The 23,970-nt window shown below is 67.6% G+C and carries 25 protein-coding genes and 1 pseudogene; 7 read left to right on the forward strand and 19 right to left on the reverse strand.

All coding sequences use genetic code 11. The features are described from left to right. Positions 1-10 precede the first annotated feature (10 nt). The 11 genes and pseudogenes from AC1DER_RS02405 to AC1DER_RS02455 form a co-directional block, all read right to left on the reverse strand. Positions 11-646, reverse strand: coding sequence for a MotA/TolQ/ExbB proton channel family protein (locus tag AC1DER_RS02405; protein ID WP_441816335.1), 636 nt, complete (start codon positions 644-646; stop codon positions 11-13). Further along, positions 594-3,037 (reverse strand): annotated as a pseudogene (locus tag AC1DER_RS02410) (DNA internalization-related competence protein ComEC/Rec2); the annotation flags it as partial. The gene AC1DER_RS02405 and the pseudogene AC1DER_RS02410, both read right to left, overlap by 53 nt. 14 nt (positions 3,038-3,051) lie before the next feature. Further along, entirely contained in the window at positions 3,052-3,774 is a 723-nt protein-coding gene (gene lolD / locus AC1DER_RS02415; protein WP_441816106.1) for a lipoprotein-releasing ABC transporter ATP-binding protein LolD, read from the reverse strand. Further along, positions 3,767-5,011, reverse strand: coding sequence for a lipoprotein-releasing ABC transporter permease subunit (locus tag AC1DER_RS02420; RefSeq protein WP_441816105.1), 1,245 nt, complete (start codon positions 5,009-5,011; stop codon positions 3,767-3,769). Before AC1DER_RS02420 ends, lolD begins: the two co-directional genes overlap by 8 nt. 6 nt (positions 5,012-5,017) lie before the next feature. After that, positions 5,018-5,467: a hypothetical protein gene (locus tag AC1DER_RS02425; RefSeq protein ID WP_441816104.1), complete on the reverse strand. Its 450-nt coding sequence runs from the start codon at positions 5,465-5,467 to the stop codon at positions 5,018-5,020. After that, positions 5,418-5,615: an FAD assembly factor SdhE gene (locus AC1DER_RS02430; protein ID WP_441816334.1), complete on the reverse strand. Its 198-nt coding sequence runs from the start codon at positions 5,613-5,615 to the stop codon at positions 5,418-5,420. The genes AC1DER_RS02425 and AC1DER_RS02430 overlap by 50 nt, the downstream gene beginning before the upstream one ends. Positions 5,616-5,766: 151 nt before the next feature. Continuing rightward, positions 5,767-6,549, reverse strand: a complete 783-nt coding sequence (locus AC1DER_RS02435; protein ID WP_441816103.1) for a succinate dehydrogenase iron-sulfur subunit — start codon at positions 6,547-6,549, stop codon at positions 5,767-5,769. Positions 6,550-6,564: 15 nt separating this feature from the next. After that, a complete protein-coding gene (sdhA, locus tag AC1DER_RS02440) occupies positions 6,565-8,358 on the reverse strand; it encodes a succinate dehydrogenase flavoprotein subunit (protein WP_477244201.1) in 1,794 nt (597 codons plus the stop codon). 3 nt (positions 8,359-8,361) lie between these two features. After that, positions 8,362-8,751 (reverse strand): succinate dehydrogenase, hydrophobic membrane anchor protein, encoded by a 390-nt coding sequence (sdhD, locus tag AC1DER_RS02445; protein WP_477244214.1) that lies wholly within the window; start codon positions 8,749-8,751, stop codon positions 8,362-8,364. A 2-nt stretch (positions 8,752-8,753) separates the two neighbouring features. Further along, positions 8,754-9,164 carry a succinate dehydrogenase, cytochrome b556 subunit gene (gene sdhC / locus AC1DER_RS02450; protein ID WP_441816101.1) on the reverse strand — a complete coding sequence of 137 codons (411 nt, stop codon included), beginning with the start codon at positions 9,162-9,164 and terminating at the stop codon, positions 8,754-8,756. A 62-nt stretch (positions 9,165-9,226) separates the two neighbouring features. After that, positions 9,227-9,475, reverse strand: coding sequence for a DUF1674 domain-containing protein (locus tag AC1DER_RS02455; protein WP_477357618.1), 249 nt, complete (start codon positions 9,473-9,475; stop codon positions 9,227-9,229). On the opposite strand from AC1DER_RS02455, the gene ygfZ reads away from it, so the two are divergent. Continuing rightward, positions 9,422-10,297: a CAF17-like 4Fe-4S cluster assembly/insertion protein YgfZ gene (gene ygfZ, locus AC1DER_RS02460; RefSeq protein WP_477244198.1), complete on the forward strand. Its 876-nt coding sequence runs from the start codon at positions 9,422-9,424 to the stop codon at positions 10,295-10,297. The genes AC1DER_RS02455 and ygfZ overlap by 54 nt on opposite strands. A gap of 144 nt (positions 10,298-10,441) precedes the next feature. On the opposite strand, the gene asnB is transcribed toward ygfZ, so the two are convergent. From asnB to AC1DER_RS02490, 6 genes are all read right to left on the reverse strand, one after another. Further along, positions 10,442-12,385: an asparagine synthase (glutamine-hydrolyzing) gene (gene asnB / locus AC1DER_RS02465; RefSeq protein WP_477357621.1), complete on the reverse strand. Its 1,944-nt coding sequence runs from the start codon at positions 12,383-12,385 to the stop codon at positions 10,442-10,444. Next, positions 12,386-14,653: a thiamine pyrophosphate-dependent enzyme gene (locus AC1DER_RS02470; protein WP_477244194.1), complete on the reverse strand. Its 2,268-nt coding sequence runs from the start codon at positions 14,651-14,653 to the stop codon at positions 12,386-12,388. A gap of 81 nt (positions 14,654-14,734) precedes the next feature. Beyond that, the gene (locus tag AC1DER_RS02475; RefSeq protein WP_477244192.1) at positions 14,735-15,379 is read right to left on the reverse strand and encodes a glutathione S-transferase family protein; all 645 of its coding nucleotides are present in this window, start codon (positions 15,377-15,379) and stop codon (positions 14,735-14,737) included. Next, the gene (locus AC1DER_RS02480; RefSeq protein ID WP_477244211.1) at positions 15,376-15,933 is read right to left on the reverse strand and encodes a GNAT family N-acetyltransferase; all 558 of its coding nucleotides are present in this window, start codon (positions 15,931-15,933) and stop codon (positions 15,376-15,378) included. Before AC1DER_RS02480 ends, AC1DER_RS02475 begins: the two co-directional genes overlap by 4 nt. A 141-nt stretch (positions 15,934-16,074) precedes the next feature. After that, entirely contained in the window at positions 16,075-17,238 is a 1,164-nt protein-coding gene (locus AC1DER_RS02485) for an acyl-CoA dehydrogenase family protein (RefSeq protein ID WP_477244190.1), read from the reverse strand. A 257-nt stretch (positions 17,239-17,495) separates the two neighbouring features. Next, positions 17,496-18,308 (reverse strand): glycine zipper 2TM domain-containing protein, encoded by an 813-nt coding sequence (locus AC1DER_RS02490; protein WP_477244188.1) that lies wholly within the window; start codon positions 18,306-18,308, stop codon positions 17,496-17,498. 165 nt (positions 18,309-18,473) lie between these two features. Here AC1DER_RS02490 and AC1DER_RS02495 point away from each other — a divergent pair, with 165 nt between their 5' ends. Both AC1DER_RS02495 and AC1DER_RS02500 read left to right on the forward strand, forming a co-directional pair. After that, positions 18,474-18,695, forward strand: coding sequence for a DUF6116 family protein (locus tag AC1DER_RS02495; RefSeq protein WP_477244186.1), 222 nt, complete (start codon positions 18,474-18,476; stop codon positions 18,693-18,695). Between the two features lie 30 nt (positions 18,696-18,725). After that, entirely contained in the window at positions 18,726-19,499 is a 774-nt protein-coding gene (locus AC1DER_RS02500) for a TatD family hydrolase (protein ID WP_477244209.1), read from the forward strand. Between the two features lie 17 nt (positions 19,500-19,516). Here the strand turns inward: AC1DER_RS02500 and AC1DER_RS02505 are convergent, their stop codons facing one another. Further along, positions 19,517-20,320, reverse strand: a complete 804-nt coding sequence (locus AC1DER_RS02505) for a tRNA threonylcarbamoyladenosine dehydratase (protein ID WP_477244184.1) — start codon at positions 20,318-20,320, stop codon at positions 19,517-19,519. Between the two features lie 97 nt (positions 20,321-20,417). On the opposite strand from AC1DER_RS02505, the gene AC1DER_RS02510 reads away from it, so the two are divergent. Both AC1DER_RS02510 and AC1DER_RS02515 read left to right on the forward strand, forming a co-directional pair. Beyond that, a complete protein-coding gene (locus AC1DER_RS02510) occupies positions 20,418-20,864 on the forward strand; it encodes a hypothetical protein (protein WP_477244182.1) in 447 nt (148 codons plus the stop codon). 172 nt (positions 20,865-21,036) lie between these two features. After that, complete coding sequence (locus AC1DER_RS02515) at positions 21,037-21,522, forward strand: glycine zipper 2TM domain-containing protein (protein ID WP_477244180.1); 486 nt, start codon at positions 21,037-21,039, stop codon at positions 21,520-21,522. A 148-nt stretch (positions 21,523-21,670) separates the two neighbouring features. Here AC1DER_RS02515 and AC1DER_RS02520 read toward each other — a convergent pair whose 3' ends face one another. Beyond that, positions 21,671-21,880 (reverse strand): cold-shock protein, encoded by a 210-nt coding sequence (locus tag AC1DER_RS02520; RefSeq protein WP_158731317.1) that lies wholly within the window; start codon positions 21,878-21,880, stop codon positions 21,671-21,673. A gap of 218 nt (positions 21,881-22,098) precedes the next feature. Here AC1DER_RS02520 and AC1DER_RS02525 point away from each other — a divergent pair, with 218 nt between their 5' ends. After that, complete coding sequence (locus AC1DER_RS02525; RefSeq protein ID WP_477244178.1) at positions 22,099-22,584, forward strand: DUF456 domain-containing protein; 486 nt, start codon at positions 22,099-22,101, stop codon at positions 22,582-22,584. Positions 22,585-22,713: 129 nt separating this feature from the next. Beyond that, a complete protein-coding gene (locus AC1DER_RS02530; protein ID WP_477244176.1) occupies positions 22,714-23,919 on the forward strand; it encodes a phospholipase A in 1,206 nt (401 codons plus the stop codon). Positions 23,920-23,970: the final 51 nt, after the last annotated feature.

Raw genomic sequence — 23,970 nt, forward strand, 5'->3', positions numbered from 1 at the left:
GTCGTGCGCCTCAGGCGGCCTGCGGCGTGCGCACGGCGCTGGCCGGACGCGTCTCAAGCGTGTCCATCAAGGCGATGGCCTCGTGCTCCATCGACACGATGTACTCGCCGATGCGCCCGCGGAACCAGCGGTGCGCGATCAGCGCCGGGATCGCCACGATCATGCCGGCGGCGGTGCAGACCAGGGCCTTGCCGATGCCGCCGGCGAGCTGGTTCACGTCGCCGATGCCATGGTCGAGGATGCCCAGGAACATCTGGATCATGCCGACGACGGTGCCGAACAGGCCCAGCAGCGGACCGGCCGCGGCGATCGTGCCGAGGGTGTTGAGGTAGCGCTCCATCTTGTGGACCAGATGTCGGCCGACGTCTTCGATACGCTCGCGGATCTGGTCGCGCGGGCGATGGCGGACGTCCAGGGCAGCCGCCAGCAGCTCGCCCAGCGGCGAGGTCTTGCGCAGCGACTCGATGTGGGCGGGGTCGAGCTTGCCGCTGCCCGCCCACGTCCGCACTTCCTTGCCCAGGTTGGGGGGCAGCACGGCGTTGCGACGCAGCGACCAGGCGCGCTCGACGATCAGCGTCAGGGCCAGTACCGACAGCAACAACAGGGGAATCATCGGCCAACCGCCGGCCTTGACCAGTTCCAGCACGCCAACCTCCGGCCCTCGGCCGTGTTAATCAGGCCGATAGGATAGCCCAGCCGCGCCTTTCTCCCAGCGCTGCGCTGCATCCCACAGCCGCGGCTGGGCCTGCCGTCGCGATTCGACGCTGACGCCGCCGCGTTCCAGTCGCACGCGCAGGGCGCCGGCGCGGGCGGTGTCGTGCACCTGCGCCCCTGCCTGGGCCCATCTATCGACGATCCCGGGCCTGGGATGGCCGAAGCGGTTGCCGTGGCCAGACGAAACCAGGGCGTGGCGAGCGGCGGTGGCGGCGACGAATAGAGGGTCCGAGGATCCGCCACTGCCGTGGTGCGCGACCGTGACCACGTCGGCGTGCAAGGCCGCGGGGGCGGTCCGGACGAGGATCCGCTCGACGACCTCGCCGATGTCGCCGGTGAGCAGCGCTGCGGCCCCGGCGGCCTCGATCCGCAGGACGCAGCTGGCCTCGTTGCCCAGGTAGGGGAAGAACCGGCCCGGGTGCAGGAAGCGGAAGCGGACGCCGTCCCACTCCCAGCCCTCACCGGCCACGCAGGGCAGCGCGCCGGCCATTGCAGCGCCCTCCGGCGCCAGCAGCCGGCCCTGGCCGAACGCCCGCCGGACCGCCTCCAGGCCTCCGGCGTGGTCGTTGTCGGGGTGGCTGACGACGAGGCGGTCGAGCCGGCGCACCCCCGACGCCTGCAGGGCCGGCACCACCGCCCGCTCGCCGGCATCGAACCCGTCGCGCACGGCCGGCCCCATGTCGTACAGCAGCACGTGCCGCGCGGTGCGCACCTGGACCGCCAGCCCCTGCCCCACGTCGATCACCACCAGTTCCGCTTCGCCATGGCGCGGCAGGTGACGATCCGGCCACAGCAGGGGCAGCCACAGCAGAAGCGCCAGTGGCTTGCCCGGCACGCCGCGCGGAAGCAGCAGCCAGAAGGCCCCGATCAACGCCAGCGGCATGGCGAACCAGGCCGGCTCGGGCAGCCACCACACCGCCACCGGCGTCGCCGCCAGGCGTTCAAACAGGGGCCAGGTCAGCTCGAACGCGCGTGCCGCGGCGTACCAGGCCCATGCTCCGTATCCAGGCTCCAGCGCCTCCAGGCCCAGGCCGAGCAGCGACAGCGGCACCACGACCAGGCTCCACCACGGCACCGCGAGCAGGTTCGCCAGCAGCCCGGCCAGCGAGGCCTGGCCGAACAGCACCGCGCTCATCGGCAGCAGGCCCACCGTCACCACGCCTTGCGCGGACAGGAAATCGTGCACCGGCCGGTTGCTGCCGCGCGGCAGGCACCACAGCAGCCAGGCGACACCGGCGAAGCTGAGCCAGAAGCCGGCACCGAGCGCGGCCATCGGGTCCACCAGCAGCACCGCGAACGCCGCCAGCGCCAGCGAATCGGCAAGCCGCAGCGGCCGCCGGAACATACGCACGCCGGCGATGACGGCGATCATCAATGCGGTGCGGACCGTGGGCAGGGCGAAGCCGGCGACCGCTGCGTAGAGCGCGGCACCGCAAAGCCCCGCGGCGGCGGCCACGACCTGCGCCGGCATGCGCCTGGACAGCGCGACCGGACACAGCCACCACAACCCGCGCGCCAGCAGCGCGAACAACCCCGCCACCAGCCCGACGTGGAAGCCGGATATGGCGATGAGATGGGTCAGGCCATTGGCGCGCAGCACGTGCCAGTCGTCGTCGCCCAATGCCCGGGTGTCGCCCAGCGCGAGGGCACGGATGAAACGCGAAGACGGACGATCCATCGCGGCGATGCGCGCCGACATGGTTTCGCGCCACGCATCCAGGCCGGCGGCGGGTGCGAGCATTCGCGCCTGCCCGGGTTGGCGCACGTAGCCGGTCGCGGTGATGCGTTGCGCGAGTGCATAGCGCTCGCTGTCGGATCCGCCAGGATTGCGCAGGCCGCGCGGCGCACGCAGGCGCAGATCGAACTGCCAGCGCTGCCCGGCGCGCAGGGCCGACCGAACCCGCGGATTGCGGTCGTACCAGGCCAGCCGTAGCGTGCGATCCCGCAAGTGCGATGCCTGGGTCGCATCGTCATCGACCCGGAAGAAGAAACGCGTACGCGCGACTTCGTGCACGGGCAGTTCGATCACGCGGCCGCGGACCTGCGCGTCACGCTGTTCCCACTGCGCTGGCAATTGCGACGCCAGCGAGTGGGCCGCATGCAATCCGGCCAGGCCAAAACCCAGCAACATCCAGCCGCAAATGAGCGTTGCGGCGCCTGCGAAGCGCAGGCCGCGCCAGACCAGGGCGACGCCAGCCAGCAGCAGTGCGATCGAACCCTGCCACGGCAGCAACCACGGCAACCACAGGCAGGCACAGACGCCTGTCAGCAGTGCCAGCGCAGTGGTGGTTCCGAACGGCGGCGTCCTTGCCGCGTCGCGCATTGACCTCTCCTTGTCTAGACCTCGTCGCGGGCCAGCTCGCGCAGCTTGCCTTCGTGCAGCTCCAGCACCCGATCCAGGCGCCGCGCCAGGCGGCGGTCATGGGTTACCAGCACCAGGCTGGTGTGCTGTTCGCGGTTGAGCGCGAGCATCAGTTCGAAGACGGTCTGCGCGGTCTTCTCGTCGAGGTTGCCGGTCGGCTCGTCGCCGAGCACGCAGGCCGGACGATTGACCAGGGCGCGCGCAACCGCGGCGCGCTGGCGTTCGCCACCCGACAACTCGCCCGGCTTGTGCTCGAGGCGATGCGCAAGGCCGACGGACTCCAGCAACTCCTGCGAACGCCGGGTGGCGTCGGCGACCGGCGCGCCTGCCAGCAGCACCGGCAGCATTACGTTTTCCAGCGCGGTGAACTCGGGCAGCAGGTGATGGAACTGGTAGACGAAGCCGAGCGCGCGGTTGCGCAGCGCGCCACGGGCGGCATCGGACAGCGTGCTCATCTTCTGCCCGGCAACGAACACCTCGCCCGCCGTGGGCGTATCGAGGCCGCCCAGCAGGTGCAGCAGCGTGCTCTTGCCGGCGCCGGAGGCACCCAGGATCGCCACCGTCTCGCCGGATTGCACCGACAACTGCAGCCCCTCGAATACCGGGGTGCGCAGCTTGCCCTCGGCGTAGGTCATCGCCAGGCCCTCGGCGCGGAGCGCCTCGCCGCTGTGCTTGGGGCCGTTGCTGGAATTATTCATAGCGCAGCGCCTCCGCCGGAGCCGTACGCGCGGCGCGCCAGGCGGGATAGATGGTGGCCATGAAGGCCATGACCAGCGCCACCGCGGCGATGATCAGCACGTCGCTGGTCTGCAGGTCGGTCGGCAGGCCGGTGATGTAGTAGACGTCTTCGGGCAGCAACTGGACGCCGAGCACGGCTTCGATCGCCTTGAGGATGTGTTCCAGGTTGAGCGTGAGCACGATGCCGCCGATCACCCCGATCACCGTGCCGATCACCCCGATCAGCGTGCCCTGCACCACGAACACCTGCATCACCCCGCGCGGGGTCAGGCCGAGCGTGCGCAGGATGGCGATGTCGGCCTGCTTGTCGGTCACCAGCATCACCTGCGAGCTGACCAGGTTGAACGCGCCCATGGCGATGATCAGCGACAACAGGATCGCCATGATGGTCTTCTCCATCTTCAGCGCGCGGAACATGTTGGCGTTTTCGCTGGTCCAGTCGCTGACCCGGTACGGACCGCCCAGGTTCACCGCCAGGTCGCGGGCGACGTCCCAGGCCTTGTCCATGTCGTGCAGGCGCAGGCGCACGCCGGTGACGCCCTCGCCCATGCGCAGCAAACGCTGCATGTCGTGCATGTTGGCGACCGCCAGGCCCTTGTCGAACTCGTTGTAGCCGGCCTCGAAGATGCCGCTGACGGTGAAGCGCTTGAGCTGGGGCACCGCGCCGAGCGGGGTGCTGCGGAAATCGCTGGTGGTCATCACCACGCTGTCGCCGATGCCGACGCCGAGCCACAACGCCAGCTCCTTGCCCAGGACGATGTTGAAGCTGCCCTGCTGCAGCGAATCGAGCTTGCCCTGCACCATCTTCTCGGCGAGCACCGAAACCTTGCCCTCCTCGGCCGGCAGCACGCCGCGGACGAGGGCCGGCTGGTTGCGCGCACCCGACAGCAACGCCTCCTTCTCGATGTAGGGGGCGGCGCCGGCGACGCGGGCGTCGGCGACGGCGGTGTGGACCGCCTGCTGCCAGTCCGTCAGCGGTTCGCCGTAGGCGCTGACCGTGGCGTGGGCGGCCATCTGCAGCATGCGGTCGCGGATCTCGCGCTGGAAGCCGCTCATCACCGCCAGCGTGGTGATCAGGGCCGTCACGCCCAGCGCTATGCCAGCGATGGAGGCCAGGGAGATGAAGGAAATGAAGCCGTTGCGGCGCTTGGCCCGGAGGTAGCGCAGGCCGATGGCCACGGGGATGGGTTTGAACATATCGGGCTATGGTGCCATCGAAGGCGCTTTTTGCGCAGCGGCTTTGACCGGAGCGGCCAGCCTGAGTTCACGGCGCTTGCCGGCCGGGAGGGTGTCGGGCCACCAGGCCAGCCGCCGCGGCCGGCCATCGGCGTCGCGAAACCGCACAAAAGCCAGCGGACCGCGCCAGGCCACCGCAAGCTCCGTTACCGCCCGGCCGCCCACGCTGGCGTCGCCATCAGCGTCGATCGCCAGCCATCGTCGCGGCCGGGACAGCTCGCGCCGCCCCAACCGCAGCCCTTCGGCCAGACACAGCAGCGCCAGTGGCAGCGACAACGGCAGTGGCAACTCGCATCCGGTTACCGCCACCGCGGCCAACGCCCCGAGCGCCACCAGCGCCGCGGCGAGCAGCCGCGACGGGCGCCACTCAAGGAGGCAGGGAACGGATGCGCGCGACGAGCGCGGCGAGGTCGGCATCGGTCGGCGCATCGTTGCCCATGAACCAGTGCCAGAGCTTATCGTCCTCGGTTTCCAGAAGGCGTAGGAAAACGACGCGCTCACCCTCGCCGGCCTGCCGCCAGGCGCGTTCGAGATAGCGCTCGAACAACTGATCGAGTTCGCGCATGCCGCGCCGGCAGCGCCAGCGCAGGCGCCGCAACTCGCGTTCGTCGGCTTCGTTGATGTCTTCCACTTGCTTGCCTCCGACCCACTTCAGCCCGAACAAAAAAGGCGCACTCGCGTGCGCCCTCTCCGTGTTGCCACCGGTCCGCGCGTCGTCAGACGCGACGGGCCAGCATCAGCTTCTTGATCTCGCCGATCGCCTGCGCGGGGTTCAAACCCTTCGGGCAGGTGCGCGCGCAGTTCATGATGGTGTGGCAGCGGTACAGCTTGAACGGATCCTCGAGGTCGTCCAGGCGCGCACCGGTGTCCTCGTCACGCGAGTCGACGATCCAGCGGTAGGCCTGCAGCAGGACCGCCGGGCCGAGGTAACGGTCGCCGTTCCACCAGTAGCTCGGGCAGCTGGTCGAGCAGCACGCGCACAGGATGCACTCGTACAGGCCGTCGAGCTTCTTGCGATCTTCCGGCGACTGCAGGCGCTCGCGGTCCGACGGGGCCGGGCTCTGCGTGCGCAGCCACGGCTTGATAGAGGCGTACTGGGCGTAGAAGTGGGTCAGGTCCGGAACCAGGTCCTTCACCACCGGCATGTGCGGCAACGGGTAGATCGGGACTTCGGCCTTGCCGCAATCCTCGATCGCCTTGGTGCATGCCAGCGTGTTGGTGCCGTCGATGTTCATCGCGCACGAACCGCAGATGCCCTCGCGGCAGGAACGACGGAAGGTCAGGGTCGGGTCGATCTCGTTCTTGATCTTGATCAGCGCGTCCAGAACCATCGGGCCGCACGCCGCCATGTCCACCTCGTAGGTGTCCACGCGCGGATTCATGCCGTCGTCGGGGTTCCAGCGGTAGACCTTGAAGGTGCGCGGCTGCTTGGCGCCCGGTGACGCCCAGTGGCGGCCCTTCTGGATCTGCGAGTTCTTGGGTAGTGAGAATTCAGCCACGTTGCTCGCTCCGGATCAGTAGACGCGCTTCTTCGGCGGAACCACGGCCACGTCGTCACTCAACGTGTACATGTGCACCGGGCGATAGTCGATGGCGGTGTCGCCGCTTTCGCTGACCGAGCACAAGGTGTGCTTCTGCCAGTTGGCGTCGTCGCGGTCCGGGAAGTCCTCACGGGCATGCGCGCCACGCGACTCGGTGCGGTTCTCGGCGGAGACAATCGTCACCAGGGCCTGGTCGAGCAGGTTCGACAGCTCGTAGGTCTCGATCAGGTCCGAGTTCCAGATCAGCGAGCGGTCGGCCACCTTGACGTCGCCGAACGAGGCATGGATGTCGCGCATCTTGCGTACGCCGTCCGACAGCGTCTCGCCGGTGCGGAACACCGCGGCGTCGAGCTGCATCGTGCGCTGCATCTTGTCGCGGATGACCGCCGTCGGCGTGCCGCCGTTGGCGTTGCGCAGCTTGTCCAGGCGGGCCAGGGCCGGGTCGCAGGCATCGCCGGCCAGGCGCGCCTGCTTGCCGTCGACCTTGACCGTCTCGGCAGCGCGGTTGGCGACGGCGCGACCGAACACGACCAGGTCGAGCAGCGAGTTCGAGCCCAGGCGGTTGGCGCCGTGGACCGACACGCAGGCCGCTTCGCCGATCGCATACAGACCGGGGACCACTTCGTCCGGGTTGCCGTTGCGCAGCTGCACCACTTCGCCGTGGTAGTTGGTCGGGATGCCGCCCATGTTGTAGTGCACGGTCGGGATCACCGGGATCGGCTGCTTCTCGACGTCGACGTTGGCGAAGATGCGCGCCGACTCGGCGATGCCCGGCAGCTTCTCGTGGATCACCTCCGGTCCGAGGTGGGTCAGGTCGAGCAGGATGTGGTCCTTGTGCTCGCCGACGCCGCGGCCTTCGCGGATTTCCATCGTCATCGCGCGGCTGACCATGTCGCGCGGCGCCAGGTCCTTCACGCTCGGAGCGTAGCGCTCCATGAAGCGCTCGCCGTTGCTGTTGCGCAGGATGCCGCCTTCGCCGCGGACACCCTCGGTGATCAGGCAGCCGGCGCCGTAGATGCCGGTCGGGTGGAACTGCACGAACTCCATGTCCTGCAGCGACAGGCCGGCGCGCAGCGCCATGCCGCCGCCGTCGCCGGTGCAGGTGTGGGCCGAGGTCGCCGAGAAGTAGGCGCGGCCGTAGCCGCCGGTGGCCAGCACCGTGCCCTGCGCCTTGAACAGGTGCAGCGTGCCTTCGGCCATGTCCAGGGCAAGCACGCCGCGGCAGGCGCCGTTGGCGTCCATGATCAGGTCGAGCGCGAAGTACTCGATGAAGAACTGCGCGTCGTGCGCCAGCGACTGCTGGTACAGCGTGTGCAGGATGGCGTGGCCGGTGCGGTCGGCGGCGGCGCAGGTGCGCTGCGCCGGCGGGCCTTCGCCGTAACGGGTGGTCATGCCGCCGAACGGCCGCTGGTAGATCTTGCCGTCCTCGGTGCGCGAGAACGGAACGCCGTAGTGCTCCAGCTCGATGATCGCCGGGATGGCTTCCTTGCACATGTACTCGATCGCGTCCTGGTCGCCCAGCCAGTCCGAGCCCTTGACGGTATCGAAGAAGTGGTAGCGCCAGTCGTCCTCGCCCATGTTGGCCAGCGCCGCGGCGACGCCGCCCTGCGCGGCCACCGTGTGCGAACGGGTCGGGAACACCTTGGTGATGCAGGCGGTCTTCAGGCCCTTCTGGGCCAGGCCGAAGGTGGCGCGCAGACCGGCGCCACCGGCGCCGACCACGACCATGTCGAAAGTGTGCTCATGAATCTTGTAAGCGGCGGCCATGAATCAGGCTCCCAGCGCGATGCGGATGACGGCGAGCACGCTGGCCAATGCCGCGAGAACGCAAACGAAAACAACCGCGAGCTGCGATGTCACGGCCAGCCACGGGGTATGGATGTAGTCCTCGATGATCACCTGCATGCCTAGCTTGGCGTGCCAGAACGAGGCGATCAGGAACGCCGACAGCAGCACCGCGTTGCACGGATGGCCAACGGTGGCGCGGATACTGGCGAAGTCGCCGCCGATGAGCGACAGGATCAGCCAGATCACGTAGAGCGACAGGAAGACCAGGGCGATCGCGGTGACGCGCTGGACGACGAAATGGTGGGTACCTTCCTTGGCCGAGCCCAGGCCGCGGGCGGTCTTGAGCGGGTTGCGCAGGCGGCCGTTTTGCATGCTCATGCGCCACCCCGCTGGGCCATCATCGCCAACAGCCAGAGGATCACGGTCAGCACCAGGCTGCCGAAGACCGACACCCAGCTGCTGCGGACGAACGATTCGATGCGGTAGCCGTAACCGGCGTCCTGCACCAGGTGACGGATGCCGTTGAGCAGGTGGAAGGCCAGCGACCAGCTCCAGCCGAACAGGACCAGGAAGCCCAGCGGCGACCGCGCGCAGGCGGTGAAGGTGCTCCAGGATTCGGGTCCGGCGGCCAGCGCCACCAGCGCCCACACAACCAGCAGGCTGCCCAGGGTCAGGACGATGCCTGTGCCGCGGTGCAGGATCGAAGTCACCATCTGCACCTGCCAGCTATAAACCTGCAGGTGCGGTGACAGGGGGCGTTCGCGGACGCGTGGATCGTTAGCCATGGGCTATGGCGTTCTCTGAGCTGGGCGGCAGGAGCCGCGTGGCGGGGAAGCGTGGTGACGCGTCAGAAATCGATGCAGCGGCCGTTTTTTTCCCAGTCGCCGTAGCGGGTCGGTTCGGGGCCTTCGCGCCCGCCGTGCTCCTTTGGCCTGTTGGGATCCGTCAATGGCGCGGGCTGCGGAGTCGAATCTGCCTCGGGCGCTTCAACGGGTGGGGTTTGGCCTATCATCACGGCGCTGAATGTTAATTCCCGCGCCCCATGCATGACAACCCGCAGGCCGTTGCCGGCCCCGCTTTCGCCCTGCCCGACCATCGCCTGATCGCGCTCACCGGCCGCGATGCGGTGGCTTTCGCGCAGGCACAGTTCATGAACGACGTCGGCCTGCTGGAGCCGCGCTGCTGGCAGTGGAATGGCTGGCTGACGCCCAAAGGGCGCGTCACGGCGTTGTTCGCTTTGCTGAAACTGTCCGATGAGGCTCTGTGGCTGCTGCTGCCCGATGCCGATCCGGTCGAGCTGGCAGCCGCGCTGCAGCGCTTCGTGTTTCGCAGCAAGGTCAAGATCGAGATTCGCCAGGATCTGCACGTCAGCGGCTCCTTTGCGGCACCGGCGATGGCACAAGGCTCCGCCCTGGGCGGTGACGACGGGGTCGAGACGGTCGAAATGGACCTCGGTGGCGAGGCCGGACCGCGCAGCCTGCGCATCTCCGCCGAGCCGGCCGCACCCGCCGATGCGCAGGCACTGGCGCGCTGGCAGGCCTTCGACCTCGAACACGGCCTGCCCCGCCTGCCCGCCTCCCAGGGCGGCCACTGGACGCCGCAGCAGCTCTCGCTGGAACGCCTGCAGGCTTTCAGCGTCAAGAAAGGCTGCTACCCGGGCCAGGAAATCGTCGCGCGCACGCATTTCCTCGGCCAGGCCAAGCGTGGCCTGGCGCTGCTGGAAGCCGACGCGGCCCTGGTTGCCGGTGCGGACGTGATGGCCGGTCCGGCGTCGCTGGGCAAGCTGGTGGCCAGCGCGGATGCAGGCGATCGCCATCTGGCGTTGGCGGTACTGCCGCTGGAGCGCGAAGCGCAGGAAATGTCCGCCGGCGATGTCGCACTGCGCGAGTTGCCGCTGCGCAGCGGGTTGGCTCGCTAGCGCCACGCCACGCCGTCGTCCGTAATCCGTCATCCCGGTGAATGCCGGGATGACGGCAATCGGGGATGACGGCAATCGGGGATGAAGGCAAAGGGTGGCGATAACTCAGGGTGACGGGACGAAGGTGGCGGGGAAATTCGCCGACTAAAGTTCCCGCACCGCGCGACGCTGCCCGCGCCAATGTTCGTGCCACGCCTGGAACATCAGCACGTTCCATAGATGCGTGTGCCACTTGCGCTCGCCATCGAGGAACTTGCGCCACAGGCCATGCACCAGGGCGGCGTCAAAGTACCCCTCCTCGCGCAGACGCTGCTCGTCCAGCAGCGAAGACGCCCACTCTCGCAGATCGCCGCGCAACCATGCGCTCACCGGCGCACCGAAACCGCGCTTGCCGCGGTCGACCATGTGATCGGGCAGATAGCGGCGAAGGACCTGCTTGAGCAGGTACTTGTTGCCCTTGGCATGACGCTTGAAGGCAAGCGGCAGCGACCAGGCGAACTCGGCGACGTGCCAGTCCAGCAACGGCGCGCGCGCCTCCAGGCTCACCGCCATGCTCGTCCGGTCGACCTTGCATAGCAGGTCTTCGGGCAGGTAGACGCTGAAGTCGGCCAGCATCATCGCGTCGGCCGCGGTACCGGCGCCGTGCAGCGGATCAGCCTGGTCGTACAGCGTCGCCGGCAACCTCGCACCAGGCACTGCACAGGTCGGATCGCGCCAGCGGGCAATGCGTTGACGGTAGACGTCGCCAATGCCGCTGGCGCCCATCTCGGCCGCCAGCGCGGCGAAACCGCCCGTGCGCGAGGCCTCGCCATGCCCGCTCGCCCTGCGCGCCATCGCCCTGCGCAGCGGCGACGGCACGCGCCGCTGCCATCGCCAGTTGCGCAACGCGCGCTCGTAGCGCTTGTAGCCGAAGAAAAGCTCGTCGCCGCCGTCGCCCGAAAGCGCCACCGTGACCGCGCTGCGCGCCAGTCGCGCCACCAGCGCGGTCGGCACCTGCGAGGCGTCGGCAAATGGCTCGTCGAACATCGCAGGCAGTGTCGGCACCACCGCGAGCGCATCACTGCCGCTCACATACAGCTCGGTGTGCGCGGTGTGCAGGTGATCGGCAACCTCGCGTGCAAGGTGCGCCTCATCGTGGTGCGAGCGCTCGAAGCCGATGGTGAAACTGCGTACCGGATGGCGGCTCTGTGCCTGCATCAGTGCCGTGACAATCGAGGAGTCGGTGCCACCGGAAAGGAAAACGCCAACCGGCACATCAGCAACCATGCGCAGGCCTACCGCCTCGCGCAGCAGCTCATCGAGGCGGTTCTCGGCCTCGCGCTCGTCGCCCTTGAAGGGTTGCCTGATCGCCCCCTCCATGCGCTCACGAGGACCCCAGTAACGGTGCTGATCACGCTCCGGATCATGAGCGCCGGCGCCGGCCGCCACCGCTGCCGCATCGATGCGCAGGAGCGATCCCGGCATCAGCTTGAAGGCACCTTCGTGGATCGCGTGCGGCGCCGGGATGTAGTCCAGCCGCAGCAGCAGCGCCAGCGCATCGCGGCTGACGCCGTTGTCGAAATCCGGATGCCGCCACAGCGCCTTGAGCTCGGAGCCGAACACGAAGGTCTGGCCGGCCCAACCGTAGTACAGCGGCTTCTTGCCGACGCGATCGCGCGCCAGCCACAGGCAGCGCTCCTGGCGGTCCCACAGTGCGATCGCGAACATGCCGTTGCAGCGCGCGATCGCGTCCTCGACGCCCCACTCCACCACCGCCACCAGCAGCACCTCGGTGTCGGAATGGCCACGGAATGCATGGCCGCGCGCCACCAGCACCTCGCGCAGCTCGGCGAAGTTGTAGACCTCGCCGTTGTAGGCGATGACGAAGCGATGATCGCTCGACGCCATCGGCTGGTGGCCCAGCGGCGACAGATCGAGGATGCTCAGGCGGCGATGGGCGAGCGCGATGCCCGCCTCCGCCTGCGTCCAGACACCACGGTCGTCAGGGCCGCGATGGACCAGCGCATCGCCCATCGCGCCGGCGAGCGCGGTCAGCTGCTCGTCGCTGGCGTCCTGGGTGGCGCGCAACAGTCCGGCCAGGCCGCACATTCAGGCGAGCCGGTCCGCCGCTGCGACGATGTCGTCTTCGCCCGGAATCACCAGGAAGGCCGCACCGGCCAGAGGCGTATAGGTGTCGACACCGACCACGCGCTGGAACGGTCGCGCGCCGTAGCCACCCTCGGCAATCGCGGTGAGGATGCCCTCGCCGACGCCGGCACTGTGGCGGCCCTCGTCGACGATCAGCAGGCGCCTGGCGCTGCGTGCCTGCTCGCGGATGAATTCCTCGTTGAGCGGAACCAGCCAGCGCAGGTCGACCACGCGCGCCTTCCAGCCGTGCTTGGCCTCGATGGTCCGCGCCGCGCGCAGGCTCATTGGCACGCCGTTGCCGTAGGTGAAGATCACCAGGTCGTCGTTGCCTTCGCCGTAGACGCGCCCCTCGCCCAGCACCATCGCTTCGTCGGGCTTCGGGTAGGTGGTGAGCCATGCGCCGTCGCCGGGCTCGTACAGGTCCTTGGTCATGTACAGCGCGATCGGCTCGAGGAACACGCTTACGCGGCCGTCGACCTTCGACAGCGCGGTCAACGTGCGCAGCATGGTGGCCGCATCGTCGCCACGCGACGGACAACCGACCACCAGTCCCGGGATGTCGCGCAGCGCGGTGATCGAGTTGTCGTTGTGGAAATGGCCGCCGAAACCACGCTGGTAGCCCAGGCCGGCGATGCGCACGACCATCGGATTGGCGTACTGGTTGTTGCTGAAGAACTGCAGGCTCGCCGCTTCGCCGCGGATCTGGTCGCAGGCGTTGTGGAAGTACGCCAGGTACTGGATTTCCGGGATCGGCAGCATGCCGACGTTGGCAAAGCCCTGGGCCATGCCCAGGATCATCGTCTCGTCGAGCAGCGTGTTGAACACGCGGCGCGGGCCGAACGCCTTCTGCAGGCCCTTGGTGACGGTGTAGACGCCACCCTTCTGCGCCACGTCCTCGCCGAACAGCAGCGTCTCGGGGTACTTGGCGAAGATGTCGTGCAGGGCGTTGTTGATCTGGATCGCGAGGTGACGTGGCGGCTGGTTCTCCGGCAACTTCGCTTCGCTGCCGAACACTTCCAGTCGGCGCGACCCGTAATCCGCGCGCGTTGCTTCGGCCATCACCTCGGCCGGCGTGTACGGCGCGAGCGGCGCAATGACTTCGGCGAGGTTGTCGAGCTTGGGCCGGCGGTCGGCTTCTTCGGCCGCGGCGAAGCACTTCTTCCGCGTTGCCTCGTACAGCGCCAGCACTTCGTCCTTCGACATCAGGCCCGATTCCAGCGCGATGGCCGCCGACCTCAACAGCGGATCGGTGGCCTCGACCGCGCACAGTTCCTCGATCGAACGCCATTCAATCTCGAAGTCGGTGCCGGCGTGGCCCATGATGCGGGTCGTCTTCAGGTGCAGGAAAGTCGGGCGGCGCGTGGTGCGGCAATGCTCGACGGCACGCTGCACGTCGCCGTAGCCGCTGGCCAGGTCGAGGCCGTCGGCGGTGAAGTAATCCAGGCCGTCCATGTTGCGGAAACGGCTGCCGATCCAGCCGCCCGGCGTCTTGACCGAGATGCCGATGCCGTTGTCCTCGCAGACGAACAGGACCGGCGCCGGCAGCTTCTGGTAAACGGTCCAGGCGGCGGCGTTGAACGCGGTCTGCGCGGTGGCATGGTTGGCCGATGCGTCGCCGAACGAGCAGACCGTGATGCTGTCCTCGGGAATCGGCAACGCATGACCCAGGCGCTTGCCCGCTTCGATGGCGACCGCGGTGCCCAGGGCCTTGGGCAGGTGCGAGGCGATGGTCGACGTCTGCGGCAATACCCACAACGGCTTGCTGCCCCAGACCTTGTGGCGGCCGCCACTGGCCGGATCGTCCTTGCTGGCGGCGAACGACAGCGCCGAGTCCATCACCGGGTCCATGCCGGGCAGCTTGCGGAAGCGTTCGGCCATGAAGCCGCCGGAGCGGTAATGCAGGAACGCCGGATCGGTATGGCGCGTGAGGCGCGCCACCATCGCGTTGCCTTCGTGGCCACTGGAACCGATCGTGTAGAAGACCTTGTTCTGCACGCGCAGCACGCGCGCCATCAGGTCGAGATGGCGACTGACCAGCTGCGATTCGAAAAGCTCGCGGAAACCGCGCGCGTCGAGCGCACTGCCATCGAGGATTGCTTCGCCCGCGGTCGGGCGGGCGTCGGCGCGGCCGTTCCAGGCGTTGACGAACTCGATGAAGTTGACGTCGCAGATCTCGGCCCGGTTGAGGCCCTTCATGCGCGCGGGGATGGGGTTGGGCAGTGCTGACATGATTGATGATTCTCTTGTGTCGCCCAACAGGTCTCTGGTGGACGACTGAACTGGTAGGAATGCAGTGAACCCGTGGTGGCGTCAGTCCGGCAACGCCAGCCGCGATGCGACCTCGACCGGCGGCGCCGGCATGGCGACGAAGCCAGGCGTCTTCATCACCCGGCCCAGCCAGTCACGCAGTTGCGGGTACGCCGCCAGGTCGAAGCCACCCTCGTCGGCGACCACGGTGTAGGCGAACAAGGCGATGTCGGCGATGCCGTAGGCGTCGCCACTGAACCAGGCGTGCCCGGCGGCAAGGTGCTGCTCCATCACGGCCAGCGCCTGATGGCCGCGCTCGCGCAACTGCGCCAGCGTGGCGCGACGCGGCGAGTCCAGCTGCGTCCAGCCGCGGATGAAGCGCGCCACCGCGATGTAGGGCTCGTGACTGTACTGCTCGAAGAACATCCAGCTGAGCACCTGCGCACGCTGCCAGGCGTCGCCGGCCCAGTACGGCGTGCCTTCGGCCAGCCAGCACAGGATCGCGTTGGACTCGGTGAGGATGCGGCCATCCTCGAGCTCGATCATCGGCACCCTGCCGTTGGGATTCTTGGCCAGGTACTCAGGCGTGCGCGTTTCGCCGCAGGTGCTGTCGATCTCCACCCACTTGAACTCGCGGGCAAGCTGGGTCAGCAGCAGCTTGAGCTTGTGGCAGTTGCCGGAACAGGAATAGCCGTAGACGGTGATCATGTGCGCTCCTCGCTTGCACGCCGGGCGAGCCACTGCTCGCGCGACTGGCCCCAGATTTCGACCTCGTTGGCATCATGCGGCACCGGCAGCCGGCCCATGCGCAGATAGCGCGAGCCCAGCTTGGCGGCGACGGCCCTGGAATTCTCGTTGCGCGGGTCGATCGTATGGATCACTTCGCTCCACCCCAGCTGGGCAAACGCCCAGTCGATCGAGGCGGTGGCCGCTTCGGGCCCGAAGCCCTTGCCCCAGTGCGCGCGGACGATGCTCCAGCCGACCTCGGTGCCGGGCCAGCCCTCGGGCTGCCAGGGACCGACGCGACCCAGCCATTCGCCCGTCGCCTTGTCGATCACCGAGAACATGGCGAAACCCCTCAGGTGCCATGCGCCGATCATCGCCGCCAGGCTGCGCCAGGCCATGGGCCGCGCTTCGGGACCGCCGATGTAGCGCGCGACCTCCTCGTCGGCGCGGAAGGCCGCCCACGCCTCGAAGTCGCCGGCGCAGGGCATGCGCAGGATCAGGCGTGGTGTTACCAGTTGGACGTCGAAGACAGACACGTTGGACTTCTCCGACAGCATTCGGCCGTCATCCCCGCCCTTCGCCTGCTCAGGGCAGGCTCCGGCGAGACCCAGTGACTTTGCGCTGCCAAACCAAAGACGCTGGGTTCCCGCCTTCGCGGGAATGACGAGTCTTGAGGGTCAGAACGCGCTGATGCCGGTCAGCTCACGCCCGATCACCAGCTGGTGCACGGTCTCGGTGCCTTCGTAGGTGATGACCGATTCGAGGTTGAGCGCGTGGCGGATCGCCGCATGCTCGGTGGTGATGCCGGCGCCGCCGAGCAGGTCGCGGCATTCGCGCGCGATGTCGATCGCCATGCGGCAGTTGTTCCACTTCGCCAGCGAGACCTGCGCCGGCTGCATGGCGCCAGCATCCTTGAGGCGGCCCAACTGCACCACCAGCAACTGCGCCAGGGTGATCCGGCGCGCCATCTCGGCCATCTTGATCTGGGCGCTCTGCGTCGCCGCCACCGGGCGATCGAACAGGATGCGTTCCTTGGTGTAGTTCAGCACTTCGTCGAGGCAGGCGATGGCCGCGCCGATCGGACCCCAGGTGATGCCGTAGCGGGCCTGTGTCAGGCAGCCCAGCGGACCCTTGAGGCCCTTGACGTTCGGCAGGCGGTTGCTCTCGGGCACGCGCACGTTGTCGAAGAACAGCGAGCTGGTCACCGACGCGCGCAGGCTCATCTTGTGCTTGATTTCCTGCGCCGCGAAACCGGGCATGCCCTTCTCGACGACGAAACCCTGGATGCCTTCGTCGGTCTGCGCCCAGACGATCGCGATGTCGGCGATGTTGCCGTTGGTGATCCACATCTTGGAGCCGTTGAGGACCCAGTCGCCGCCGTCACGCTTGGCGTTGGTTTTCATGTTGGCCGGATCGGAACCACCGTGCGGCTCGGTCAGGCCGAAACAGCCGATGACCTTGCCCGCGGCCATGTCCGGCAGCCAGCGCATGCGCTGCTCCTCCGTACCATAGGCGTAGATCGGATACATGCACAGCGAGGACTGCACGCTGACGAAACTGCGGATGCCGCTGTCGCCGCGCTCGAGTTCCTGGCAGATCAGGCCGTAGCTGACCGCATTGAGTCCGGCGCAACCGTACTTTTCCGGCAGCGAGGAACCGAGCAGGCCCAGCTCGGCGATCTCGCCGATCAGTTCCTTGGGGAAGCGGGCCTGGTCGAACGCATCGCCGATGATCGGAATCACGCGCTCGTTGGTGAAACGCGCCACCGTGTCCTGTACGGCGCGCTCCTCGTCGCTGAGCAGGGAGCGGACGTCGTAGAGGTCGTACGGGTGCAGGGCCATGGCGCGCTCGACATTGGAAAGACGGCCATTGTAATGGCCGCCAGCGGCGCGGGTACCCCCAGAAGGCGCTTTGCGCCTGCGTTTTCCGGGGATTGCCAATACCTGACTGCGCTTCGCTTGCCAGGGCCCTGCGAATTGACGAAGACCGGTCAATAACTCGCCGAAGCGTCGTCCGCCGGGCCGGGGATGACGGTTCGGGACAAAAAAAGGGGCCGGATCGCTCCGGCCCCTCGAGTATTGCTAATGCGATGTGGCGATCAGCCCTGGGTCGAACCCGTCGAGGCCGAAGCCGTCTGGGTCACGACCTGGCCGTCGATGACCGGCAGGCGGTTGTTGACCGGACGCTCGTCCATGCGGATGGTCTGCTCGGCGCCGTCGAAACGATAGGTCACGTCGTAGCCGACCACCTTGTCCTCTTCACCCAGCAGGATCTGGTTGCCCGGCTTGCTGTCGGTGCGCATCGTGCCGGTGGTGCCGTCCGGATTGCGGTAGGTCACGTTGTAGCCCACCACGCGCGAGGACTGCGACGTCGACGAAGCGGTGTGGCACTGACGCTCGGTGCGGCTGGTGACCTTGCCGCCGACGTGACGCTTGTCGACCTGGTTGCCGATGAAGCCACCGGCGACAGCGCCACCGACGGTCGCGGCCTTGCGGCCATTGCCGCCGCCGATCTGGTTGCCGACCAGGCCACCGATGACCGCACCGGCGACCGTACCGCCGACGTTGCCGTCACGCTCCGGGGCGCGCTCCTGCACGACCACGTCCTGGCAGACTTCGCGCGGCGTCGAAGTGGTGCTGGTCTCGCGCACCGCGTCGGTACCGATGACGGTGGCGTACAGCTTTTCCTTCTCGTTGATCGGCTTGACGTTGAGCACGTCGGCGTATTCGATCTTGCCCGACTGGATGGCGCCGTCGGCGGCCATGTCGCTGCCCTGGCCGATCGGCTGGCCGTTGGCGTCGAGCTGGGTGGCTTGGGCACCGTCGTGACCACGGAAGCTGTTGTATGCCGCGACGGCGACGCCGCCGACCAGCAGCGAAGCCAGGGCGACCGCTAGGATGTTCTTGTTCATTTCAGGCCTCTGCTGCGGGATTTCGCCCGCGGGTTGGTGGATGGCGCCATTCGAACACTGCGATCCTGAACGGCCGCCGATTTTTTAACATCAAGCTGTCGCAACTGTGAACCTTGTTTGGGAGCGTGATAGCGTCATTGCGACCGCCGTCAAATTACAGATGCCATGGCCAACCCACTGACCGCCCCCCTGCTGAGCTTCCTGGGCAAGCTGAGCTTCCCCCGCCTGTTCGTGCTGACCGCCGCCCTGTTCGTGGTGGACCTGGTAGTGCCGGACGTCGTGCCCTTCGCAGACGAGCTGCTGCTGGGCCTGGGCACCCTGCTGCTGGCCAACTGGAAGAAGCGCAAGGATCCGACCCTGCCGCCGGCACCCCGCGCCCCGCGCTGAAAGGCGGCCCGCCCCCTGAACGCCCCCCTGCTGGTCGACAGCCACTGCCACCTGGACGCGGCCGAATTCGACGGCGACCGCGACCAGGTGATCGCGCGTGCGCGCGAGGCCGGGGTCAGCCGCCAGCTGGTGCCGGCCGTCGATGCCGCCAGCTGGCCTAAGCTGCGCGAGGTCTGCTTGGCCGCCAGCGGCCTGTATCCGGCCTATGGCCTGCACCCGATGTACCTGGCGGCGCACCGCGACGAGCACCTGGCGCTGCTGCGCGAATGGCTCGAACGCGAACGCCCGCTCGCGGTTGGCGAATGCGGTCTCGACTATTTCGTGGAGGGCCTCGATGCCGACCGGCAGATGCACTTGTTTGAAGGCCAACTGCGCCTGGCACGCGAGTTCGACCTGCCGGTGATCGTGCACGCGCGCCGCGCGGTCGATGCTGTGATCGCCGCGGTACGCCGAATCGGAGGCGTGCGTGGCGTCGTCCACAGTTACCCGGGTAGCGAGGAACAGGCCAGGCAACTGTGGCGGGCTGGTTTCATGCTCGGCCTCGGCGGCCCGGTGACCTACGACCGCGCCAATCGCCTGCGCAGACTGGCGGCGACGATGCCGCTGGAGCACCTGTTGCTGGAGACCGATGCCCCGGACCAGCCCGATGCCGGCATTCGCGGACAGCGCAACGAGCCCTCGCGCCTGACCAGCGTCCTGACCGTGATCGCCGAACTGCGGGGCATCACGCCAGACGCCCTGGCGCGTGCAACGACGGCCAACGCGGAGCGGTTGTTCGGCCTGCCCTCCCAGGGCCTCGACTGAGCGGCCGTTAGCGGCCGTTACTTGCGCTTGAGCAGCAACTCCAGCGCGCGCCCGACCGCGGCGAACGCGAACGTGCCGGTGATGTGCGTGGCCGCGCCCAGTCCGGCGCCGCAGTCCAGCTTCAATGCGGCGTCGCCGCTCACCACTGGACGCACGCCACACACGCTGCCATCGGGCTGCGGATATTTGACGTTCTCCAACGAATAGATCGCCGAGATGCCGAAGTAGCGATCGGTGTTCTTGGGGAAGTTGAACTCGCTGCGCAGCTTCTTTCGCACCAGCGCCAGCATCGCATCGTGCTCGGTGCGCGACAGGTCGCGAACCCGCACCAGCGTGGCGTCGGTGCGCCCGCCGGCAGAACCGACCACGATCAGCGGCAACTTGCGGCGGCGGCACCACGCGGCCATTTCGACCTTGGTGCGGAAACTGTCGCAGGCGTCGATCACCAGGTCGAAACCCCGGTCGAGCATCTCGGCCAGGTTGGCCGGCGTGACGAAGCTGGCCACCGCCTCGACCGTGATCTGCGGATTGATCGCCCGGCAACGTTCGGCCATGGCCTCGACCTTGGCCCGCCCGTACTGGCCGACCAGCGCCGGCAACTGCCGGTTGGTGTTGGACACGCACAGATCGTCGGCATCGATCAGGGTCAGGTGGCCGATGCCGGTGCGTGCCAGCGCCTCCACCACCCACGAGCCGACGCCGCCCATGCCGACCACGGCGATGCGGCAGGTGGACAGGCGGGCGATGGTTCCGGTGCCGTAGAGGCGATCGACCCCGGCGAAGCGTTCAAGCCAGGCCGGGTCGAGAGTGGTGGTGGTCATGTGCGGCATTGTAAGCGTCCCAAGCCGGGGGCCACCGTGACCTGCGCGCCGCGACCCGCATGATATGGTTCGGCGCAAATTGCACGGAGCCCGGACGATGAGCAACCCCCAGCCCAGCAGTGTCAAGCCAGGCAGCAACGCGACGAAGTACCTGTTCCTGTTCCTCATCGGCCTGGCGATCGGCGTGATCGCGACGGTGATGGCGCTTCGCGCGATCAACGCCCGCAAGGACCATTTCCCCGAGGGCGTGATGCACGTACAGCAGTGGCACCTGGGCCAGCTCAAGCACAAGGTCGAGCAGAACCGTTGCGCGGCGACCGACGTGCTGCCCCATTTCAAGGCACTGCGGGTAATGGCTGACGATCTGGAACCGGCGTTCCCCGACCTGGCCGACGACAAGCGATTCGGCGAGCACGCCAGCCGCATGCGCGCCAAGCTCGACGCCGCGCTTGCCAGCCCGCCGCTCAACTGTGCCGGCGTGGGTACGGTCAATACTGAAATCGGGGAAGCCTGCAAGGCCTGCCATCAGGACTTCCGCGGCTGAGTCTGCGGCCAGCCGCGTGTCATCACGCGGCCTCCAGCAAGCTGGCTCTTTGCACAACACGGCGGCGGTCATACCGGAATATTGATCGCCTGTTCATCTCCACAAGGCTAGCGTTCATGCGTGGCGGGCACCGGGGTGGTGTTGCCGCCCTCACCTCCACAAGGAGTCGCGCATGAGTTCCCAGAATCTCCGCCTGCTTGGTATTGCTTCCGCTGCGATGCTTGCGCTTGCCGGCTGTGCCACGTCTCCGTCGCCCGGCTACAGCACCGTGCCGGCACCTGCACCGTCCTACGGCGGCAACAGCAACACCTGCTATGACTGCGGCACCGTGACCCGTATCGAACAGGTCGCCACCGGTTCCACCGCCCCCAGCGCCACGGGCGCAGTCCTGGGCGGCCTGGTCGGCGCCGTCGCCGGCCACGAGATTTCGGCCCATACGGGCGGCAGCAAGGGCAATCAGAATATTTCCGCCGCCGCTGGCGCGGTGGGCGGCGCCATCGCCGGCAATGCAATCCAGAAGAACACCGCCGGCCCGGGCTATAACGTTTACGTTCGTCTCAACGACGGCCGCACCACGGTCGTGACGCAGAAGGACCTGGGCGGCATCCGCGAAGGTTCCTATGTACGCGTCAATAACGGCCGCGCCTATGCGCAGTAACTAATCCCGGAAACAACGGGATGAAACAATGGGAGCGGTAACATTCACGTATAAAGAAAAAACCCGGCGCAGGCCGGGTTTTTCCTTTCCGGGCGCCGCAAGCAGCGCCAGAGACTTCCGTCGCCGGATCCGGCCCCAGAGACTGGGATCAGAGCGGCTGGACGGCGTCGGCCTGCAGGCCCTTCTGGCCCTGCACGACGGTGAAGGAGACCTTCTGGCCTTCCTTCAGGCTCTTGAAGCCCTGCGACTGGATGGCACGGAAGTGCACGAACACGTCCTCGCCATTCTCGCGGCTGATGAAGCCAAAGCCCTTGGCATCGTTGAACCACTTGACGGTACCGGTTTCACGGTTCGACATATTTACTTACTCCTTGGAACGTTTGGTTGATAACGCCGCGTTAGGCTGCGTGCTGGTTGCAAGGAGGAAGCGAGGTGCAACGATGTAGCGGATCGATGGATCAACCGCATCGGGCCACGATTCACGGTGACCCTGGCAAACACAGCGCCCGCAAAGTACCCCGGGCCGGGTGAAAATGCAATCTGGGCAAAGTCATGCTCTGACAGGGGGTAATCAGTATGGAATTGCAGGGGTTTTATTACGTATTGGCCGGCATTCTGATCCTGGTCGGGATAGCCGGCACGGTATTGCCTGCCCTGCCCGGCCTGCCCCTGGTTTTCGCCGGGATGTTGCTGGCGGCATGGGCCGGGGATTTCCGCGAGGTCGGCTGGGTGCCGCTGGTGATACTGGGGGTGCTGACCGTGCTGTCGCTGGGCATCGACCTGCTGGCCACTTCGATCGGGGCCAAGCGCGTGGGCGCCAGCAAACTGGCCGTGGTCGGCGCGGTGCTGGGCACGTTTGCCGGCCTGTTCTTCGGCCCGGCCGGATTGTTCGCCGGGCCTTTTGTCGGCGCCCTGGGTGGCGAACTGATCCACTGCCGCGAGGTGCGCAAGGCGGCCAAGGTCGGCTTCGGCACCTGGCTCGGCATCGTCTTCGGCGTGGTGCTCAAACTGGGCCTGGCATTCGCCATGCTGGGACTGTTCGCATTCGCCTGGTTCGTGTGACTGCAGATTCCCGCGCAATATCGCCACGGGCACCGTCCCGCCCTTTCCCGGACAAGTCGCGTTAACGACAGCGCCCGCACGGCAATGCACACTTTGCAGCCGCGACGTCCACCGCATCGAGCCCCCCGCATGCAGCCAGTCCGCAATTCGCGCCAAGTTCGCCGTCCATTCTCCCGACCACTGCTGCTGATCGCCGCAGCCCCCTTGCTGGCGCAGGCACAGGTCCCCGCCACGCCGGCCACGCCCGAAGCCTGCGTTTCCATTAACGTCGATGCCGACCGGCTGGCCTGCTACGACGCCGCGCTCGGCCGCCAGGCCCGCGACACGCGCGGCGCCGATATCGCCGCCAAGGAAGCCAAGGCGATCCAGAAAAACCTGGAGCTCGCCGAGGAAGTGGTGCCCGGGGCGGCCCCGCCTGCGGCCGCGGAACAACCGGCCCGCGCCGGCGGAGAGTCTCGCGCCGGCAACGAGATGTTCCCGATGGAAGACCCGTTGCACAGCGCCATTGCCAACGCCGGCAAGGGCTCGCTGCTCGACAGCCGCTGGGAACTGGCCAGCGACTCCAAGCTGGGCATCTTCAACTTCCGCGCCTACAAGCCGGTTTACCTGCTGCCCGCGTTCTGGACCAACGACGTCAACGAGGCGCCGCATTCGCCGAACCCGAACAACACCGTGCCCGGGCCGCTCCCGGTCGATGCGCTCGAAGCCAAATTCCAGCTGAGCTTCAAGACCAAGGCCTGGGAGGACATATTCGGCGACAACGGCGACCTGTGGCTGGCCTACACCCAGAGCTCGCGCTGGCAGGTCTACAGCGCCGACACCTCGCGGCCGTTCCGCGAAACCAACTACGAACCGGAGGTCATGCTGACCTTCCGCAACAACTACCAGATTGGTGGCTGGACCGGACGCCTGGCCGGGATCGGCATCAATCACCAGTCCAATGGCCGCGCCGATCCCCTGTCGCGCAGCTGGAACCGCGTGATCGGCACCATCGGCCTGGATCGCGAGAACTGGGCGCTGACGATCCGGCCGTGGTGGCGCGTCCCGGAGAGTGCCGGCGACGACAACAACTCCGACATCGAGGATTTCGTCGGGCGCGGCGACGCCACGCTGGTGTACGTGCACGGCGGCCACCAGTTCTCGGTGATGGGGCGGCATTCGCTGCGCGGCGGCGACCGTTCGCACGGCGCGCTGCAACTGGACTGGGGCTTCCCGATCAGCAACAGCCTGCGCGGGCATGTGCAGGTGTTCGACGGCTATGGCGAAAGCCTGATCGACTACAACCACCGGGCGACCTACATCGGCCTGGGCATCTCGCTGCTGGAATGGTACTGACCTGACACCGCGGTCGCAGTCCATGCGACCGCGGCCTGCGATGATGACCTC

It is taken from the genome of Lysobacter sp. 05T417, from assembly GCF_056396405.1.